The organism is Colwellia sp. KU-HH00111 (assembly GCF_040362745.1).
Lineage (GTDB): Bacteria > Pseudomonadota > Gammaproteobacteria > Enterobacterales > Alteromonadaceae > Colwellia.
On record NZ_BAABWO010000002.1, the window covers coordinates 394,178 to 412,369 of the forward strand.

An 18,192-nucleotide genomic window follows, 5' to 3' on the forward strand; every position below is an offset into this window, starting at 1 on the left:
AGATATCTCACAGTTTATTATTATTCATTTAGTTGTATATACCCTTTAGATAATAATGTCATAACCTGTTCCTAAGTACCATCTCCAGTGTTGTTTCTCTGAATATTTCTTCTTAACCAATAAATGATTTTTTAACATTTTTTGCTGATTTATATATAAAAAACCCAGCAAGCGCTGGGTTTGATAATAACAACCTAAGTTATAACATCTTAGAAGTTATAAGTTGCTTTTACGTAGTAAAAACCACCGTTAAAACCAAAAGGTGAGGTTTCATAATATTTACCACCCCACTGGTTGTTTACACATCCACCACAATCTGCAGCACCTTGTTCAGTGAAGTTGATTTTAGTGGCTTGTTGGTCGAATAAGTTTTGCGCACCTACAGACAATACAATATCCTCGGCAACAAAGTAACTTAACTCGGCATCAAGGGTCATCGCAGCATCACCATCGTTAATGGTGGCATCGTAATCAACATGAACACCTTGGTATTCGCCATAGTAATTACCACGAAGCAATACACTCATTTGATCCCAAGATTGTGACCAAGTAAAGGTAGCGCGATGGTTAGGTAAATCATTTTCCAAACGAGATACTTTAAAATCACCTGTGACTACAGTGAAATTATCTACTTCAGTTTTGTTGTAATTGTAGGCCAAGCTGAAGGTGGCATCACCATCAAGTAATTCAGTAGCGTAGTTAGCGTTAAAGTCGATTCCTGATGTGGTAGTGTCAAAATCATTGGTGAAAAAGCTTACCAACTGTATTGAATCTACATTGGGCACACCGTCTGCTTTTAATGCAACCTTATCGGCATCGGTTAGTTCATACTTTGTTGACTGAGACACCCGGTCTTCAACAGAAATATTATAATAATCAAGTGTGACAAAAAGAGCGCCGACATTCCATGCCGCACCTAAGGTATAACTTTCAGATTGCTCTGGCGTTAATTCTTGGGCACCTAATTGTTTAGCAACCGGATTAGTTGCTGGTAATAAAGCAGAATCGACTAAAGCACCATTTTCTAATGCGGTTTGTACATTGGAGTAGTTCGCTTGCCCAACCGTTGGCGCGCGGAAACCGGTACTGATTGAACCACGTAATGAAAAATCATCAGTGATGTGGTATTGGCCGGTCAACTTGTAGTTGGTATCACTGCCAAAGGTACTGTAATCTTCATAACGAAGCGCGGCACCTAACAAAAAGTCTTCAGTGACTTGTGCTTCCATATCAACATAAAACGCATAGTTTTGACGTGAATAAACACCGGCTGCTTGTGGTTTAAACCCTGGAAAACCATTAGAGCCAATACCAAACCCTTGATCTGTAAATGGACCAGCTTCAAAAGAAGCCACATCACCAGCCGTTACTTCAAAGGACTCAGCATGCCACTCAAAGCCACCAGCTACCATTAAGGCATCGATTGAATCGACTTCGATGTCTTTATTGAGATCGATGTTAAAGGTTTTTTCGAGTTGTGTATGTTTACCTGGGTTAAAATCACGAGGGGTATCAAGTCCCAATGACGCATTCAAGGTATCATAAATTACATAAGAAGATTCATTGAAGCCAATTGAACCACTTACGTCATACATAACGCCATTATCTAACTCACCACGTGTTCCCATAGTGATTGAAGTATCTACAATGTTACCACCAAAATTAGGGGTAAAGCCGCCGGGTAATAATTCATTAAAACTAAAGCAATTATCGTTATTGGCTATATTATCGATATAATCTTGTTGAGTTAATACGTTGTTGCTGGAAACCGGAACAGGTAAACAAGTTCTTTCAGCGCCATTTGCTTGAGCAACATCACCAATGAGTAGTGAGCCACCACCATCATTTGAATATACACCACCACGATTATGGGGATTACGATAGTAGAAACCACCGCGAATATCTCGCTCTGAAAAGTTACCAAATAAGTAAGCTTCGTTATCGTTACCTAAGTCTAAGCCAGAGTTAAGAAAAATAGTGTAATCATCATTAACTTCAGGAGAGCCCCAAACTTGTGCAGGTTCACCTACATTAGGAACACCAGCCGCAATAAAGCCAGCAGCGTCGGGGCGCTGAACACTTCGGCTAGTGGCATCGGCATTTTTATATTGAAAACTTAAGTTAGCAAAGCCGTCTTTAGTTAATGCCATGCCGACATTACCAGAGATCTCCATGGTATCGCCATCGCCTTCATAGTAAGAGCCATAACGTGCAGTTAACGAACCGCCGTCAGCGTCATCTTTTAAGACAAAGTTCATTACCCCAGCAATGGCATCTGAGCCATATTGCGCTGCAGCACCATCACGCAGTACTTCTACTTGTTTTAATGCTGAGCTAGGAATAACTGAAATATCAGGGCCTTGGGCACCATCATTAATACCACCACCTAATAAAGCAATCACTGATGCACGATGACGACGTTTACCATTAACCAGTATTAGGGTGCTGTCTGATGATAAACCACGTAAGTTAGCAGGTTTAACTAAACTTGCAGCATCTGAAATAGGGTTAGAATGAACGTTAAATGACGGCACGCTGCCTTTAATCAGCTCGAGCATATCGGTATTACCACCACGATCAAGCTCATCACCGCCAATTAAATCAATAGGTACTGGTGAGTCATTAACTGAGCGTGGCGCACCACGAGAGCCAACCACAACAATTTTTTCAACATCTTTTTCTGCAGCAGGATTACCTTCTCCAGCTGCGTATGACGAAGTGCTACCTAGCGCAACACTTACAGCAAGTGCTAACGACGTAGCACGAAATATAGTAGACATGTTATTTCCTTCCCAATTTTTTACCGAGTTATAATTTTTTTTCTTGAGGCTTTTTGTTTATACCAAGAAGGTATTCATTATTTGCAGCCTAAGTTAAAGAGTCGAGTGGGATGAAAAACCGTAAAGTTTTTTCATTTATTTTTTGCAGGAATAAAAAAAATGGTGAGAGGGTGTTGATTTTTCATGATTGGCTTTAGGGTAGTAAGGTTTTATCATTGCATGATAAAACCTTACTTTTCAATTGATTGATGCGCTTAGCTTATGGTGTTAAATCTTTTTAGTCAGGATTATTTTATTCGACTCTGGCTGGTGAGAAGTAATATTAAAAGATAACTCTATTGCTTCAATTAATGCTTCACTGTCTCCAAGATCAAAACGACCACTGATTTTAACATCATGAAGTGAGGGGTCGCCTAAGATGATTTCTATATCGTCATAGCGGTTGATCTTTTTAATTACGTCTAATAGCCTTTCATTGTCAAACACTAGCTTACCATTTAACCAAGAAAGTTCACGAGCGATACTTTCTGGCTTAATAACGCTTAATTTTGGCGAGTCATTACTCGTAGAGATCACTTTCTCACCTTTAGCGATGAAAATGTCATCTCTTTCAATGGTGGCGCTGTTTAATGCTTTAATGTCATCTAAACTGGTGTTTAAGGCGACTTTGGACATTTTAACTTTACCATCAGTCACAGTAACTTGAATGTTTTCAGGGGCTAAATGGACAACAAACTTGGTTCCTATCGCTTGAACAAGACGATCACCGGCATAAACAATAAAGGGACGGTTAGGATCATGAGCCACCTCAAATAATGCTTCTCCTTTAATTAATTTAATGATGCGCTTTTCATCAGAAAATTCAGTTTCAATATGACTATTGGTATTTAAATGTATAATCGAGCCATCTTCGAAACGGGTATCCATTTGTTGTCCAATTAAGGTGGCATAAGAATGCTTTTCTACATTAGCAGGCATGGTTAACCACAAAATAATTGCTAGAAAACTCGCGCTGGCTGCCAATAAAGCGGGTTTAAATGCGGGCGTTAATACTGACCATATTGAGGCGTTTTTTGACGCGCTGTCATCATTAATCATCATTAGCACTTCATCCATGTCATGCCAGACATCAGCCATGGATTTTAATGCTTGTTGGTGGCGTTCATCTGCAGCTAGCCAAGCCTTTAATTCTTGTCTGGACTGCTCAGATAAATTGCCGTTGTCTAGCCTGACTAACCAAAGCGAAGCTTCGTCATCAATGGAGTTCACTGTATGAAGTGGAATGACCTTGTTACTTGTTGTCATTTTGTGCCCTCCTCGCTAGAACGATTAAGCGGTATTGGCTGTTTGTTTTCATTTGCATCATATCCTTGAGCACAAAGTGACTGTTTGCATTGTTTCAAGCCTTGGGCGATATTTTTTTCAACAGAGCTTACGGATAAATTCATTTTTTTTGCTATTTCTTTATGGCTTAAACAATAGAGTTTTCTTAATAGGATTGCGCGACGATTTTTTTCAGGTAATGAGTTTAATACTTCAATAAAGCGTTCAAATTTAAGTTTTTGATGGAGCGCTTTTTCAACGGTATTTTCACTATCATTTTCTAATAAAGCATCGTCAATTTCAGTGTCTATTTCTTTCGATTGTTGTGTTAATTTTTTCAGGACTAAGTTTCTTGAAACCACAAATAAATATCCCTTGGGAGAATCTATTTGCTTTTTAGTATCTGAGTTTAAAGCTCGGATAAAGGTTTCTTGTAAAATATCATCAACATCTTGTTGCTTGACACTCATTTTCATAATCGAGCGCACTAAACCATCTCTGCATGATTGAAAAGCGTCATAAATTCGGTTGTTAGGCGACTCGTTTTTTTGCATTCAATTTGTCCAATTTTTGGTGTTACTTATAAAGAGCTTGTATAAGGTCAAATCCATAAAAAATTATGAATTATTATTCGAAAATACGCTTTTTTTTGTTAATCATATAAGAAAATAGTGCTTTTGCCCAATATGCAACAATAAAATATAGCTCAAGTGCTTGAATAACAATAAACCAAAGTCAGTTAATTATTTGTTAGTTCATTGACCTACTTATAAAAAACCACCAGCACAGATAAATTATTATTAATATTTATGGATTAGCGAGCAAATTAACTCTTTATCGGCACAAAGGTATTTATAGACCAACGGTGGGAATTATTTTGCAATTTGAAACGCTTTTATCTTTAGGAATATATTTTTTCGCAATGATAGCGATAGGTGTTTATGCCTATCTAAAAACAGCTAATGATGTCTCTGGGTATATGCTAGGTGGGCGTAGCTTAAGCCCCTCAGTAACAGCATTATCAGCCGGCGCCTCAGATATGAGTGGCTGGATGTTAATGGGATTACCTGGCGCGATGTATATTACCGGTGTTAGCAGTTTGTGGATTGCACTTGGTTTAGTGATTGGCTCATTCCTAAATTATCTCATTGTTGCGCCACGTTTGCGAATTTATACCGAACTCGCTAACGACTCAATTACTCTACCTGACTTCTTTGAACATAGATTTGAAGACAAATCTAGAGCATTAAGGTTAGTTTCTTCTGTGGTTATTATTGTATTTTTTACCCTGTATACCTCTTCGGGCATCGTCGCAGGGGGTAAGTTATTTGAAAGCTCTTTTGGCTTAAGCTATGAACTGGGCTTGTATGTGACTGCGGGTGTGGTAGTGGCTTACACTTTATTTGGTGGCTTCCTTGCGGTGAGTTTAACTGACTTTGTTCAAGGCTGTATTATGTTTATCGCTTTAGTGCTAGTGCCTATAGTGGTTATTAATGATATTGGCGGCTTATCAACTATGCATACTAGTATTCAAGCAATTAATCCTGATTTACTCAATATGTTTAGTGGTGTTGGGATCATCGGCATAATATCGGCGATGTCTTGGGGCTTGGGGTATTTTGGTCAACCTCATATTATCGTTCGATTTATGGCGATACGTTCGGTGAAAGATTTACCCACAGCACGACGAATTGGCATGACTTGGATGATTGTTGCCATATGCGGTGCTATGGCCACAGGGTTTTCTGGGATTGTCTACGTTAATAATACAGGCCTTGCATTAAATGACCCTGAAACTATTTTTATCGTATTATCACAAGTGTTATTTAGTCCATTGATCTCAGGGTTTTTATTAGCGGCTATTCTAGCTGCAATAATGAGTACTATTTCGTCACAATTATTGGTGACCTCAAGTTCGTTAACCGAAGATTTTTATAAAACATTTTTGCATCAAGATGCTAGTGATAAGCAACAAGTGATGGTTGGACGAATTTCAGTCTTTATAGTGGCATTAGTTGCGATATATTTGGCTTATGATCGTAATAGCTCCATTTTAAATTTAGTAAGCAATGCATGGGCTGGCTTCGGTGCGGCGTTTGGACCGATTGTTGTTTTGAGCCTTTTTTGGAAAAAAATGAATCGAAATGGCGCGCTCGCTGGTATGGTTACTGGCGCTGTTACAGTATTGGTATGGATTTATGCCCCTTACACTATTAATGGCCAATCATTAAGCGCCACTATTTATGAAATAGTTCCGGGGTTTGTTTTATCTACCCTTGTTATTGTGTTGGTGAGTAAATCGACAGAGCAGGTGCCAGCTTCAATTCAACAAATGTTTGAGCAAGTTGAAGCCAGTGGGCGGCGTTAATCTAATTGATAAGTCAGTCATCTTCGATAAAACAAGTCGAAGATGACGCTAACAATGCCATTATCGATTAATGCGACAATAGACAATTGGTGCCAAAAGTTGATTAAAACACCATTTTATCAAGATTCCATTAAGGCAATATACTGTTTTGAAATAATAGGGTCTTGGGTTTTATCTAATTCTTCAGAAAAGTCTTGGTTGGTACTATCAGCAACAAAGTTAAGCAAACAACTGCTGTAGTTAGTTTTTACTTTGGCTAGCTTGTCGCCATTATGTTTACGTAAAAGTACCACATCGCCGGAAGAGAAATCTCCGTTGACACTGAGTAAATCATCGGCGACTAATAAATCACTGGCCTCATTGTGACCAATTTTGTACTGATCGCCGACAATGAGTTCTCCTAGGGCGCGGGTAGTATGACGCATCCAGTGTACACCGTCGTGCATCGGGTTTTTATCAGAGAAAAAATGTGTGCCAGGATTATCGCCAGCCAACATTGCTTGAAAGGTTTGCTTTTTAAACCCGTTAACAATATAAGTATCAATACCGTGAGAAATCGCTTTCTCTGCTGCTTCAATTTTGGTTTTCATACCACCTGTACCAACACTGCTGGTAGCGCCACCAGCCATAGCATAAATGTCTTCATCGATCTGATAGACATCGGATACCAACTTTGCATCTTGGTGCAAGTGTGGGTTTTTGGTGAAAAGTCCTTCTATATCTGAGCAAATTACTAAAGTATCAGCGTGCGCGGCTGTTGCAACCATGGCAGAAAGGTTGTCATTGTCACCTACTTTAAGTTTGTCTGTTGTAACCGCGTCGTTTTCATTAACAATGGGAAGAATATCATGCTCTAACAAGGTATCTATAGTATCTCTTATACTCTCATACCGATCTCGTTTGCGTAAATCTGCATGGGTTAATAATACTTGCGCAGTAGGGAAGTCAAATAATGTATCCCAAGTTGCCATCATTTCCGCTTGTCCTGCAGCAGCCATCGCCTTTTTGATGATGATGTTGTCTGTGTTTTTGCTGTCTTTATTAGGGGAAAATAGATGTGCGCCTGCGGCTATGGAGCCAGAAGAAACTAACACAACTTGTATGCCTGAAGAGCGGCACTGTTTGATAAAGTTTGCAATACTCAATAAATATTCACTACTACAACCCGTATTTGTTGGTGCGATTAATGCGCTACCAACCTTAATTACTATTCTTTTCCAATGTTCAAAATTCACGGTGAACCCTTATAAATCTATTGATATTCTGTTGTTTTAAAATTTATCAATTATTGTCGTTACTAAAATGCCACTAAAGCCCATTCAAAGCCGGGGTAATTCTGGCTATTGGATTTGTTGGCTAGCTAGCGATAACGAACAACAATTAGAGGAGGTAACTCAAGTTATCGATACAGCACTAATTATTTACGAAGGAGGATTACGTCTTGTTTACTAGGAGATTCAAGCGATAAGAAGCGTATTGAAAACGATGGAAAGGGGTAAAACAGTGAGAAATATCAGCCGAAAAATAGGGGGTTTTTGACGGACTACTATATTTTGAAGTTTCATAGTTAATATTCATAGTTTCTCCTTTTGCATAGTATAAAGTTAATGTAAAGTTAACATAAAAGTAATTAGTGTACTAAAGATGCGCATACTAACTATATTTAAGATGAAAATCAAGTTTTTGCGTACAAAATAGGCATTTTTAGGTTAAATAAAGCCTATAACAGCAAATTATGGTGAGAAAAATAGCTAGTGTTTAAAACTATTCCCAGATAGAATTTAGTTAACAAGCAAATGATTATTAAATAAGAAAAATACCTATGGAAAAATACGAAGAATTGTTTGTGTCAATACGTCGAATTATTCGTGCAATAGACTTGCGCTCAAAAAAATTAAGCAAAGAAGCGGGAATTACTGGGCCTCAATTACTGGTATTGCAAGAATTAGAACGAATCAAAGGCATTACGGCTAAAGAGGTTGCCACTAATATTAATTTAAGCCAACCCACGGTTACCAGTATTTTAGATAGATTAGAAACTAAGCAGTTTGTTAATCGGGTTCGTAGTGAAAGTGATCGCAGAAGGGTTGCTTTGTTTTTAACTGATGACGGCGCTAAAACTCTGTTAAATGCACCTAAACCTATTGAAGAAAGCTTTGTTGAAAAATTTAGTGCGCTAAAAGAATGGGAGCAATACCAGTTACTCGCCAGTGTTGAACGTGTTGCGCATATGATGGGGGCTTCTGACATAGATGCTGCACCGGTTCTCAATATTGGTGAGTTAACAACCTCTGAGCAAATCGATAAATCTCAACTCCAAGAAAAATAGTAATTGCTGACCCAGTATGCAGTTTGGCTACTGCGATTGAGAACGCTTATTATTGCACTTACTAGAATAATAACTTTTCATATGCTATACCTATAATCATACTTATACCTTACTTAATAATGAATGCTTTGTTGATTCGATAGCATTCATTTTGCAGATAATTTGTCTATTTTCTTTAAGGCATCGAATCTAAGGGGCGTATCATTTCAAGTAAAGCGAACCTATCTGAATTAATCATTCCATTAGAGCGTGATACTTTTTTGCGTGACTTATTACGCTATTTATCGGGTACCTTGCAAGATGTTGTTGGGCTTAACCAAGCTGAAGGGTTTATCAGTATTGTCGGCCAACAAATGGGGGAGTCACTTAACGCGCAATATCGCACAGCTCTTAAAGTAAACACCTTGAATCGTGAGCAAGTATCTTCGGTGTTAGTAGATCTAAAGCATCGTATTCAAGGTAAGTTTAGTGTTATTTCTGAAGATGATAATAAAATTGTTTTACAAGGGCATTCCTGCCCGTTTGGCGATAAAGTTAAAGGCCGACCTGCGCTATGTATGATGACATCAAATGTCTTTGGTACTATTGCAGCAGAGAATTTGGGGTATGCTAAGGTCTCTTTGGAAGAAACTATTGCCAATGGAGCAAGCTCCTGTCGTGTTATCGTGTATCTGAATGTAAACGATGCTGCTACTGTAGACATTGGCAATGAATATTTTAAAGAATAGCGAACATAGTAAAGACATTGCTAATTTTCGTCAGGTCACTGATAAATTGCCTGATGGTATGATATTAGTGTCTGCTGACGGAATAATTCTAGAAGTTAATCGTAAAGCAAGCCAATTGTTAGCCCTCAAAGCTGAAGCACTAAAAAATCAAACGTTATCCCTTATAGTTAGTGGTGAATTACCGCACATTATAGAAAAGTTAAAACCTTATACTCGTAGTAGAACGCCTTGCCAAGTACCGCTTAAATTGAATGTTAGTACTTGCTATCTTACTGATGGTTTTCTATTTACACCATCCACTGATACAGCTGTAGCGCTGGTTGTATTGAGAGTCAATGAGTGTGATTCAGCCAAAAACCATTTTTTTACTCTTAATCAAAAGGTGAAAGAACAGAAAAAAGCAATGTGTCAATTGAGGCAAGCACAACAAGAACTCAAACACGAGTTGGAGTTGCGAATTGCCGCGGAAAATTCGGTTCTTAAATTGAATCAGGAGTTAGAGGAAAAGGTAGAAAAACGAACCGCTGAGTTGGAAAATAGCCTAACTGAATTACAAAGAGCACAAAAGATCCTCATTCAAACTGAAAAAATGACCTCATTAGGGCGATTAGTCGCTGGGGTTGCACACGAAATTAATACTCCCATAGGCAACTGTGTATTAGGTATAAGTAATATTGAAGAAGAAGCTTTAGCTGTTGTGCAAAAGCTAGACAGTAAAGGCCTTAGCGAAAACTACTTAAGGAAATTTTTAAGTAATACTCAAGTTCTGTCAAAAGCTATGTTGTCTAGTTTACATCATACCGCCGAGTTAGTGAGTTCATTTAAAGAGGTTTGTGCTGATCAACACAATGAAATCAAACGCTCCTTTAATTTAAAAAGTTACTGCGATTCAATTATTTTAAGCTTTCATGGGCGTTTAAAAAACTCACCTATTGAAGTGATTAACAATATTGATGATTCAATTGATATACATAGCTTTGCCGGAATTTTTTCGCAAATAGTCACCAACCTTGTTATGAATTCACTGATGCATGGTATAGAAGACAAAGGTACCATAAAGCTCAATGCCAATTACCATGAAAAAGCACTAGTTTTTAGTTGTGAAGATGATGGTGTCGGAATTAATGAAGCGTTTATTGATAAAATATTTGACCCGTTTTATACCACCAAAATGGGCAGTGGAGGCAGTGGTTTAGGTTTAAGCATTATTCACAATTTAGTGATACATAACTTAAAAGGAGAAATCACTTGTACTAGCCGTGTCAATAAAGGCACAAAAATTACGGTTAATATTCCTAAAGTAGAGCTTATAAAGAGCAGTTAATCCCCAGAAAAAACATATTAATACGCTTGTTCGGTTAAAATAGCATGCATAAAGAAAATATGAAGGTAGTTTAATCAACCACTTGAGCGATTTAAATCACCTTGTAGCAGCAATTAGCTTTTCTACTGCCAGTTTAGTGGTGCTGCCTAAGCGCGTTCCATCTTCTTGATAATAGTCGATCAAATTATTTTTCATCGATTTTGCCCAAAACAGTTGAATATGATTGAACACCTTATCGGCAGCTTGCTCTGTTGTTAAGTGCAATCCTATGTTGTCAGCAATTTGGTTACTCATCTTTATGATACTGTCGTTTTTTGTGGTCATTTTCGGTGTCTACTTGTGTGGTTGGCTATAGCGTAAATGTCGATTTGAACGGGCAAACCCAATCAAGTTGAGTTGATGCTGTTGCGCCCATTGAATCGCTTTGCTGGTTGCGGCGGAAATACTTACTAAGTGATGAATACCCGCGGCAATGGTTTTATCAACCATTTCATAACTTGCTCTACTAGAGACTAAAATAAAGCCCTGTTGACGCTGTAGTTCAGTGTTGTAAGCAGGTTGCTGTGCTAATGCGCCTAATAACTTGTCTAATGCATTGTGACGGCCGACATCTTCTCTGATACAGAGTATTTCGCCGGTATCAACCGCACAAAAAGCCGCAGCATGAGCTGAGCCGGTTAACTGATTAAGTTGCTGTTGCTGAGTAAAAGTAGTAACGGCTTGATTGACTACATCAAAACTTAACAGGGTTATTGGCTCGAGCTTTGCTCTGGTTTTGACAGTTTGAGCTAAAGACTCAACCCCACATAAACCACACCCACTGTTGCCGAGCAAGCTTCTGCGTTTATGCTTAAGTGCTGAAAACTGTCGTGAACTAATGCCCAGTTGTACTTCAATACCCTGTTCAGCCTCTACTATTTCATAAGTTAAAATATCCTTGGCTTGGTTGATAATACCTTCAGATAAACTAAAGCCAATGGCAAAATCAAGCAAGTCGCGCGGGGTTGCCATCATGACTGCGTGAGATATCTGGTTAAACACTAATGCAATTGCTTGCTCTTCAATGACCCAGTCAACTTCTGGTTCACAGTTACTGGGTGTTGCAGTGATAACTCGGCGATTAATTTTACACAGCCCATTTGTCGAGTTGTTGTCTATGCTATTCATTATTTTGACGCTTGCCTTGACGCTTTTTTGGTAAAAAGTTGGTTTGTTGGCTCGCAAATTCTTGTTGCCTTTGCTGCCATTTTGATGGCGCAGACACTTTCTCAACTTGCACGGCGGTGACTTTATACTCGGGGCAATTGGTCGCCCAGTCTGAATTGTCGGTAGTGACGACGTTAGCGCCACTTTCAGGATGATGGAATGTGGTATAAACCACCCCCGGCTGCATGCGCTCGGTGATCTTAGCTGCTAACACTGTATTACCCGCACGGCTGCTAACCCCTAAATTATCACCGTTTTTAATGCCACGCTCTTGGGCATCATGGGGGTGAATTTCTAACATATCTTGATCATGCCAGTGTTGGTTTTCTGTGCGCCTAGTTTGTGCGCCCACATTGTATTGTGACAATATTCGCCCAGTGGTTAATAACAACGGATACTTTCTATTGGCCCGTTCATTGGTAGCCACATACTCAGTTAATGCAAATGTGGCTTTGCCAATAGGAAAACTATCAACATGCATAGTTGGCGTGCCTGTAGGGTTAGCCTCATTACACGGCCATTGAATACTGCCCAACTGATCAAGCTTTTCATAACTAACGCCAGTAAAAGTAGGGGTTAATTGTGCAATTTCAGTCATAATTTCATTTGGATGTTGATATGTCATCTCATAACCCAAAGCATTCGATAAGGCCATGGTGGTTTCCCAATCTGCTTTACCTGCTAATGGCGTCATGACTTTTCTGACGCGATTAATTCGGCGCTCGGCATTAGTAAAAGTACCGTCTTTTTCTAAGAAAGAAGCGCCGGGCAAAAATACATGAGCAAACTTGGCGGTTTCATTTAAGAAAATGTCTTGTACGATTAAACACGTTAAGGACGATAAAGCCGCTTCAACATGCTGTGTATTTGGGTCTGATTGCGCAATGTCTTCGCCTTGGCAGTACAAACCTTTGAAGCTTCCATCTATGGCAGCATCAAACATATTAGGAATGCGTAGCCCCGGCTCGCTATCAATAGCCACTTGCCAATGCTGTTCAAAACTTTCTCGCAACACATCATTACTAACATGTTGATACCCCGGTAATTCATGAGGAAAAGAGCCCATATCACAAGAGCCTTGCACATTATTTTGCCCTCTAAGCGGATTAACACCAACACCTTCGCGGCCAATATTGCCAGTGAGCAATGCTAAATTGGCAATACCCATCACCATGCTAGAGCCTTGAGAATGCTCGGTAACCCCTAAACCATAATAAATAGCACCATTATTAACCGTGGCATACAACCGTGCTGCTTGGCGTAATTGCTTCGCATCAATGCCGGTTATTGCTTGGGTATTTTCGGGTGAATGACGCGTGTCGCTGATAAAAGTCAGCCATTGTTGGTAAGCCTGTGTTTCGCAGCGCTCGGCAATAAAGGCTTTATCTTCTAAACCTTCATCAACTATGACATGTGCCATGGCATTAATAAAAGCCACATTAGTACCTGGTAGTAACGGTAAATGATAGTTTAGTTTTACATGTGGGCTATTGCCGAGATCAATTTTACGTGGATCGGCAATGATCAAGTTTGCGCCTTGGCGTAAACGTTTTTTTAACAATGAAGCAAATACTGGGTGGGCGTCTGTTGGGTTTGCGCCAATGACTATAATGGTATCGGCCTTGAGCACAGAGTCAAAGGTTTGTGTACCCGCAGATTCACCTATGGTTGCTTTTAAGCCAAAGCCTGTTGGCGAATGACATACCCGTGCGCAGGTGTCGGTATTATTATTACCAAAAGCAGCGCGAATGAGTTTTTGCACCAAATAGGTTTCTTCATTGGTGCAACGTGACGAGGTGATACCGCCAATACTGTCTTTACCGTATTGTGTTTGAATAGCTTGAAGTTTTTTGGCGGCAAAATTGATAGCTTCATCCCAACTGACTTCTTGCCAAGGTTGGTCGATACTTTCGCGAATCATAGGGGTAGTAATGCGATCTTGATGAGTGGCATAGCCAAAGGCAAATCGACCTTTAACGCATGAATGACCATGATTGGCTTGGCCATCTTTTGCCGGAACCATGCGAACCACTTCTTCGCCTTTCATTTGTGCTTCAAAGGAACAACCAACGCCACAATATGCGCAAGTAGTGGTAATGCTGCGCTCTGGTTGGCCTTGGTCTATGACACTGTTTTCCATTAAGGTTGAAGTAGGGCAGGCTTGAACGCAAGCGCCACAAGAAACACAATCTGAGCTTAAAAAATCATTATTCATGCCCGTTGAAATTTTCGAATCAAACCCTCGTCCTTCAACGGTCAAAGCAAAGGTGCCTTGCACTTGTTCGCAAGCACGTACACAACGTGAGCAAACAATACATTTGCTTGGCTCGAAGGTAAAATAAGGGTTTGATTTATCTTTAGCCGCATCAAGATGATTTTCACCATCAAAGCCATATCTCACTTCTCGTAGGCCAACGGCTCCTGCCATATCTTGCAATTCACAGTCACCATTACTCGGGCAAGTTAAACAATCAAGTGGGTGATCTGAAATGTACAATTCCATAATATTTTTACGTAAACGGGCAATTTTTTTATTGTGCGTGCTTACCTGCATGTCTGGTTCAGCCGGTGTAGTACATGATGCTGGCATACCTTTACGTCCAGTAATTTCCACCGCACATAAACGGCAAGAGCCAAATGACTCTAGATTATCTGAAGCGCATAGCTTAGGAATAGTGATACCTAATAATGCCGCAGCACGCATCACTGAGGTACCTTTAGGCACGGTAATGGGTTGGCCATCAATGGTTAAGCTCACTTGCTCTTTAGATTCCACAAAAGGAGTACCTAAGTCTTTTAAACTGTTTGGTTTTAGCGCTTGCTCACCTTGGTTTTGTGTGGTGTTAATTGCTAACCTAGGATTATAAATCGTTACCATTAGTGTTGCTCCTTCGCTGAAGCCTTTAAAAGAGTCTCAACATGCTTGCTTGGTTGATCGGTGATAAAATCATCGGCAAAGTGGTTTAGCACACTGTTAACTGGGTTAGGGGTCATCCCTCCCATGGCGCATAACGAGCCATCCTCCATAGTATCGCATAAGTCTACTAGTAAGGTGTTAAGCTCTGCTTGAGTGGTTGCCTGACCTTGTTGATGAGCAGCTAGCATTTTATCTATTACTTCTACTCCGCGCGTAGAGCCAATGCGACAGGGTGTACATTTACCGCAAGACTCAACAGCACAAAACTCCATAGCAAAACGTGCTTGTTCGGTCATGCTGACGCTATGATCAAACACCACAATACCGCCATGACCTAATACGGCACCAATTGCAGAAAATGCTTCGTAATCAAGCGGTGTATGCCATTGTTGCTCTGGTAAATATGCCCCTAAAGGGCCGCCAACTTGAATGGCTTTCATGGGCTTGCCAGTATAAGTGCCTGCGCCAAAATCATTGACAATCTCGGCTAAGCTCGTACCAAAAGCAAGCTCAACTAACCCGCCTTGCTTGATATTTCCTGCTAACTGAAAAGCTAAAGTTCCCCGTGAACGGCCGACGCCATAATCTTGGTAATATTGTGCGCCTTTGGCAAGTATTGTGGGTACAGTTGCTAAACTGATGACATTATTGACTATTGTTGGCTGACCAAATAAACCTTCAATTGCCGGTAGTGGCGGTTTAGCGCGTACTAAGCCGCGTTTGCCTTCTAGGCTTTCTAATAACGCGGTTTCTTCACCACAAATATAAGCACCAGCGCCTAAGCGAACTTCAATATCAAAGTTCTGGTCACTGCCCTGAATATTATCCCCTAAATACTGATGTTGGTAAGCAAGAGCAACCGCTTGCTCTAGTATTTTATGGGCTTGAGGATATTCTGAGCGCAGGTAAATATAGCCTTGCGTTGCACCTACTGCTAAACCTGCGATGATCATGCCTTCAAGTAAACTAAACGGGTCAGCTTCCATTAATAAGCGATCTGAAAAAGTACCTGAATCGCCTTCATCGGCATTGCAAACAATGTATTTTTTTTGTTCGGGTGAGCTCACTTTAGCATCGAGCACCGTTTGCCATTTGATGCCGGTTGGAAACGCGGCACCGCCTCTGCCTCGTAAGCCTGATGCTTTAATTTCATCAACTATGCTTTGGCGGCCTTGTGCAAGAAGAGTTAAGGCGTTTGATAAGCCATTAAACCCTTGGTGCTTGATGTAACTTTCAATACTGAGTGGGTCAATAATGCCTGCCCGTTGAAACGTTAGCCGTTGTTGCTTGGCTAAGTAAGGGATGCTTTCTGTTAACCCTAAATACAAGGGATGAGAAGGAGCGCCATTTAACATTCCTTGTGCAAGTAATGATTCGACATCATCAATTGATACTGGCCCATAGGCTACTCGGCCTTGTGCGGTTTCAACTTCAAGCATAGGCTCTAAAAAAAACAGGCCACGAGAGCCGTTGCGGATAATTTTTACGGCCTGTTGATTAGCGGTAGTTTGAAACTCTATTGCCTTGGCAACTTCGTCGGCACCCATTGATAATGCGGTGGTATCAATAGGTAAGTACAGTGTGGTGATTCTTGTGGTCATATCAATGCTCCTCACCTAATGAAATTTTATAAAGTGAGAGTTGTTCGCTCAGCGAGGAAAATTTTTCACTGGTCATTTGGCCATAAGTTTTATCGCCAACTTTAATGCTAGGAGAACAAGCACAATTTCCCAAACAATATACCGGCTCAAGGGTAAAGTTTTTATCTGGGGTTGTTTGTCCAAAATCGATGTTAAGTTTAGATTTTATCGCTTGCTCAAGCGCCATAGACCCCATTGATTGACAGGCCTCACCACGGCATATTTCAATGGTATGCTTACCTTGTGGCTCAAGATGAAAATGCGCATAAAAACTGATCACACCATATATTTCAGCTTCAGTTTGCTTCAAAGCCTTTGAAATAATGGTCAAGGCTATTTGAGGGATATAACCACAGTGGTGTTGAATATCATGTAAAATAGGTAATAAAGCACCGGGTAACTCTTTTTTTTGCTCAACGATAGCTGAAAGTGTTTGCTCAAGTGATTGAGTTTTTGAGTGAGTGATCATTGCTAGGCTCTCATGTTATCAACCCTAATTAGTTGGTTGATACTAGGTTATACATTATCAGTATAGGTAGATATGTTGATAATAGTACATCAAGGTTAGCTTTGGCGAGTGCTATTGGTGTAATACCCTCAGTAAAACAGAGAGAAAATTTGAAATAGTTCTAACCTAGTTGCATGCAAGTTATAGAGAACTTTACACTCGTTAGGAAAAAGAAAACCCGCTGGTTGTTAATTATTTAAACTTTATATCCCTGATGTTAACAATTCAAGATGCGTAAATAAGGCTTAGATTTAGGAGGCAAACGCTCAAAGCACAAATTTAAAGCTAACAGGCTGGCGTGTATCAGCATTACCCATAAGAGATGATCGAAAATTGAAAGGATATCGTGAAAATCAACTCAGACCCTCTTTGATTATTGTCTTTAGAAAATAAGCAAGAGCAGTAAAGACAAAAGCAACTTTAAGAAAAATTAAAAAGAGTGGTAAACTAATGATATCAGCACAAGAAAAGGTGGATTAATCATGGCAGTTATCAACTATGCACAAGCATTACATCAAGAAATAGAGCAAACGCCACAAGAGTATTTAGGCGCATTATTAAACATTGTTCACACATTTAAAGAAAGCGTGACGGAAAAACCGGCATTAGATGAAGCAACACGTTTAGCCTTAGCTGAAGGTCAGAGGCAAGCGGATAATGGACAATTTTCCAGTGATGATGAAGTGACAAACTTCTTCAAAAAATGGGACGTAGATGCTTAAGCTTAAGTGGACACAAGCTGCATTACAAGACATGCAAGAAACCGTTGATTATATTGATCAACGTAATCCTCAAGCCGCAAAAGGCGTTGCGAAAAAGTTTCATGAAGCGAGTCTATTGTTACAAGAAATACCGAGTTTAGGGCGAGAAGGTCGCTTTCCTGACATGCAGGAGTGGGTCGTGAGCGGTACTCCTTACACACTTTGGTATCGCATTAATCATGTAGATAATACATTAGAAATATTACGTGTTCTGCATGATGCAAGGCAAAGGCCGTCAAAGAATCAAAGGGGTCAGAGTTATTGATTCTATTTTGCGGATGACATAAGCTGATTTTAATATAAGAGGG

Annotated in this window: 15 protein-coding genes; 6 read left to right on the plus strand and 9 right to left on the minus strand. The window is 39.9% G+C overall.

What is annotated here, in order from left to right; genetic code table 11:
- Window positions 1-209 precede the first annotated feature (209 nt).
- The 3 genes from ABXG98_RS06010 to ABXG98_RS06020 form a co-directional block, all read right to left on the minus strand.
- Complete coding sequence (locus ABXG98_RS06010; RefSeq protein WP_353537790.1) at window positions 210-2,780, minus strand: TonB-dependent receptor plug domain-containing protein; 2,571 nt, start codon at window positions 2,778-2,780, stop codon at window positions 210-212.
- 267 nt (window positions 2,781-3,047) lie between these two features.
- Window positions 3,048-4,085 (minus strand): FecR family protein, encoded by a 1,038-nt coding sequence (locus tag ABXG98_RS06015; protein ID WP_353537791.1) that lies wholly within the window; start codon window positions 4,083-4,085, stop codon window positions 3,048-3,050.
- Window positions 4,082-4,657, minus strand: a complete 576-nt coding sequence (locus ABXG98_RS06020) for an RNA polymerase sigma factor (protein WP_353537792.1) — start codon at window positions 4,655-4,657, stop codon at window positions 4,082-4,084. Before ABXG98_RS06020 ends, ABXG98_RS06015 begins: the two co-directional genes overlap by 4 nt.
- 368 nt (window positions 4,658-5,025) lie before the next feature.
- On the opposite strand from ABXG98_RS06020, the gene putP reads away from it, so the two are divergent.
- Complete coding sequence (gene putP / locus ABXG98_RS06025; protein WP_502901543.1) at window positions 5,026-6,471, plus strand: sodium/proline symporter PutP; 1,446 nt, start codon at window positions 5,026-5,028, stop codon at window positions 6,469-6,471.
- Between the two features lie 119 nt (window positions 6,472-6,590).
- Here putP and proB read toward each other — a convergent pair whose 3' ends face one another.
- Complete coding sequence (gene proB / locus ABXG98_RS06030) at window positions 6,591-7,706, minus strand: glutamate 5-kinase (RefSeq protein WP_353537794.1); 1,116 nt, start codon at window positions 7,704-7,706, stop codon at window positions 6,591-6,593.
- Window positions 7,707-8,293: 587 nt separating this feature from the next.
- Here proB and ABXG98_RS06035 point away from each other — a divergent pair.
- The 3 genes from ABXG98_RS06035 (at window position 8,294) to ABXG98_RS06045 (ending at window position 10,852) form a co-directional block, all read left to right on the plus strand.
- Window positions 8,294-8,800 carry a MarR family winged helix-turn-helix transcriptional regulator gene (locus tag ABXG98_RS06035; RefSeq protein WP_353537795.1) on the plus strand — a complete coding sequence of 169 codons (507 nt, stop codon included), beginning with the start codon at window positions 8,294-8,296 and terminating at the stop codon, window positions 8,798-8,800.
- Between the two features lie 260 nt (window positions 8,801-9,060).
- On the plus strand, window positions 9,061-9,528 hold the full coding sequence (locus ABXG98_RS06040) for a methanogen output domain 1-containing protein (protein ID WP_353537796.1): 468 nt from the start codon (window positions 9,061-9,063) through the stop codon (window positions 9,526-9,528).
- Window positions 9,509-10,852, plus strand: a complete 1,344-nt coding sequence (locus ABXG98_RS06045; protein ID WP_353537797.1) for a PAS domain-containing sensor histidine kinase — start codon at window positions 9,509-9,511, stop codon at window positions 10,850-10,852. Before ABXG98_RS06040 ends, ABXG98_RS06045 begins: the two co-directional genes overlap by 20 nt.
- A 96-nt stretch (window positions 10,853-10,948) precedes the next feature.
- On the opposite strand, the gene ABXG98_RS06050 is transcribed toward ABXG98_RS06045, so the two are convergent.
- The 5 genes from ABXG98_RS06050 to ABXG98_RS06070 are packed head-to-tail and all read right to left on the minus strand — an operon-like array spanning window position 10,949 to window position 17,084.
- Window positions 10,949-11,176, minus strand: a complete 228-nt coding sequence (locus tag ABXG98_RS06050; RefSeq protein ID WP_353537798.1) for a formate dehydrogenase subunit delta — start codon at window positions 11,174-11,176, stop codon at window positions 10,949-10,951.
- Window positions 11,177-11,185: 9 nt separating this feature from the next.
- A complete protein-coding gene (gene fdhD, locus ABXG98_RS06055) occupies window positions 11,186-12,019 on the minus strand; it encodes a formate dehydrogenase accessory sulfurtransferase FdhD (RefSeq protein ID WP_353537799.1) in 834 nt (277 codons plus the stop codon).
- Window positions 12,012-14,936, minus strand: a complete 2,925-nt coding sequence (gene fdhF / locus ABXG98_RS06060; RefSeq protein WP_353537800.1) for a formate dehydrogenase subunit alpha — start codon at window positions 14,934-14,936, stop codon at window positions 12,012-12,014. Before fdhF ends, fdhD begins: the two co-directional genes overlap by 8 nt.
- Window positions 14,936-16,576, minus strand: a complete 1,641-nt coding sequence (locus tag ABXG98_RS06065; RefSeq protein WP_353537801.1) for a formate dehydrogenase beta subunit — start codon at window positions 16,574-16,576, stop codon at window positions 14,936-14,938. Before ABXG98_RS06065 ends, fdhF begins: the two co-directional genes overlap by 1 nt.
- Before the next feature lies 1 nt (window position 16,577).
- The gene (locus ABXG98_RS06070) at window positions 16,578-17,084 is read right to left on the minus strand and encodes a formate dehydrogenase subunit gamma (RefSeq protein WP_353537802.1); all 507 of its coding nucleotides are present in this window, start codon (window positions 17,082-17,084) and stop codon (window positions 16,578-16,580) included.
- 521 nt (window positions 17,085-17,605) lie between these two features.
- On the opposite strand from ABXG98_RS06070, the gene ABXG98_RS06075 reads away from it, so the two are divergent.
- Window positions 17,606-17,845 carry a hypothetical protein gene (locus tag ABXG98_RS06075; protein ID WP_353537803.1) on the plus strand — a complete coding sequence of 80 codons (240 nt, stop codon included), beginning with the start codon at window positions 17,606-17,608 and terminating at the stop codon, window positions 17,843-17,845.
- On the plus strand, window positions 17,838-18,149 hold the full coding sequence (locus tag ABXG98_RS06080) for a type II toxin-antitoxin system RelE/ParE family toxin (RefSeq protein ID WP_353537804.1): 312 nt from the start codon (window positions 17,838-17,840) through the stop codon (window positions 18,147-18,149). Before ABXG98_RS06075 ends, ABXG98_RS06080 begins: the two co-directional genes overlap by 8 nt.
- Window positions 18,150-18,192: the final 43 nt, after the last annotated feature.

Coding starts and splice junctions, on each gene's coding strand:
- ABXG98_RS06010 (WP_353537790.1), bottom strand. CDS start 2,780: ATGTCTACTATATTTCGTGCTACGTCGTTAGCACTTGCTGTAAGTGTT.
- ABXG98_RS06015 (WP_353537791.1), bottom strand. CDS start 4,085: ATGACAACAAGTAACAAGGTCATTCCACTTCATACAGTGAACTCCATT.
- ABXG98_RS06020 (WP_353537792.1), bottom strand. CDS start 4,657: ATGCAAAAAAACGAGTCGCCTAACAACCGAATTTATGACGCTTTTCAA.
- putP (WP_502901543.1), top strand. CDS start 5,026: ATGATAGCGATAGGTGTTTATGCCTATCTAAAAACAGCTAATGATGTC.
- ABXG98_RS06035 (WP_353537795.1), top strand. CDS start 8,294: ATGGAAAAATACGAAGAATTGTTTGTGTCAATACGTCGAATTATTCGT.
- ABXG98_RS06045 (WP_353537797.1), top strand. CDS start 9,509: ATGAATATTTTAAAGAATAGCGAACATAGTAAAGACATTGCTAATTTT.
- ABXG98_RS06050 (WP_353537798.1), bottom strand. CDS start 11,176: ATGACCACAAAAAACGACAGTATCATAAAGATGAGTAACCAAATTGCT.
- fdhD (WP_353537799.1), bottom strand. CDS start 12,019: ATGAATAGCATAGACAACAACTCGACAAATGGGCTGTGTAAAATTAAT.
- fdhF (WP_353537800.1), bottom strand. CDS start 14,936: ATGGTAACGATTTATAATCCTAGGTTAGCAATTAACACCACACAAAAC.
- ABXG98_RS06065 (WP_353537801.1), bottom strand. CDS start 16,576: ATGACCACAAGAATCACCACACTGTACTTACCTATTGATACCACCGCA.
- ABXG98_RS06070 (WP_353537802.1), bottom strand. CDS start 17,084: ATGATCACTCACTCAAAAACTCAATCACTTGAGCAAACACTTTCAGCT.
- ABXG98_RS06075 (WP_353537803.1), top strand. CDS start 17,606: ATGGCAGTTATCAACTATGCACAAGCATTACATCAAGAAATAGAGCAA.
- ABXG98_RS06080 (WP_353537804.1), top strand. CDS start 17,838: ATGCTTAAGCTTAAGTGGACACAAGCTGCATTACAAGACATGCAAGAA.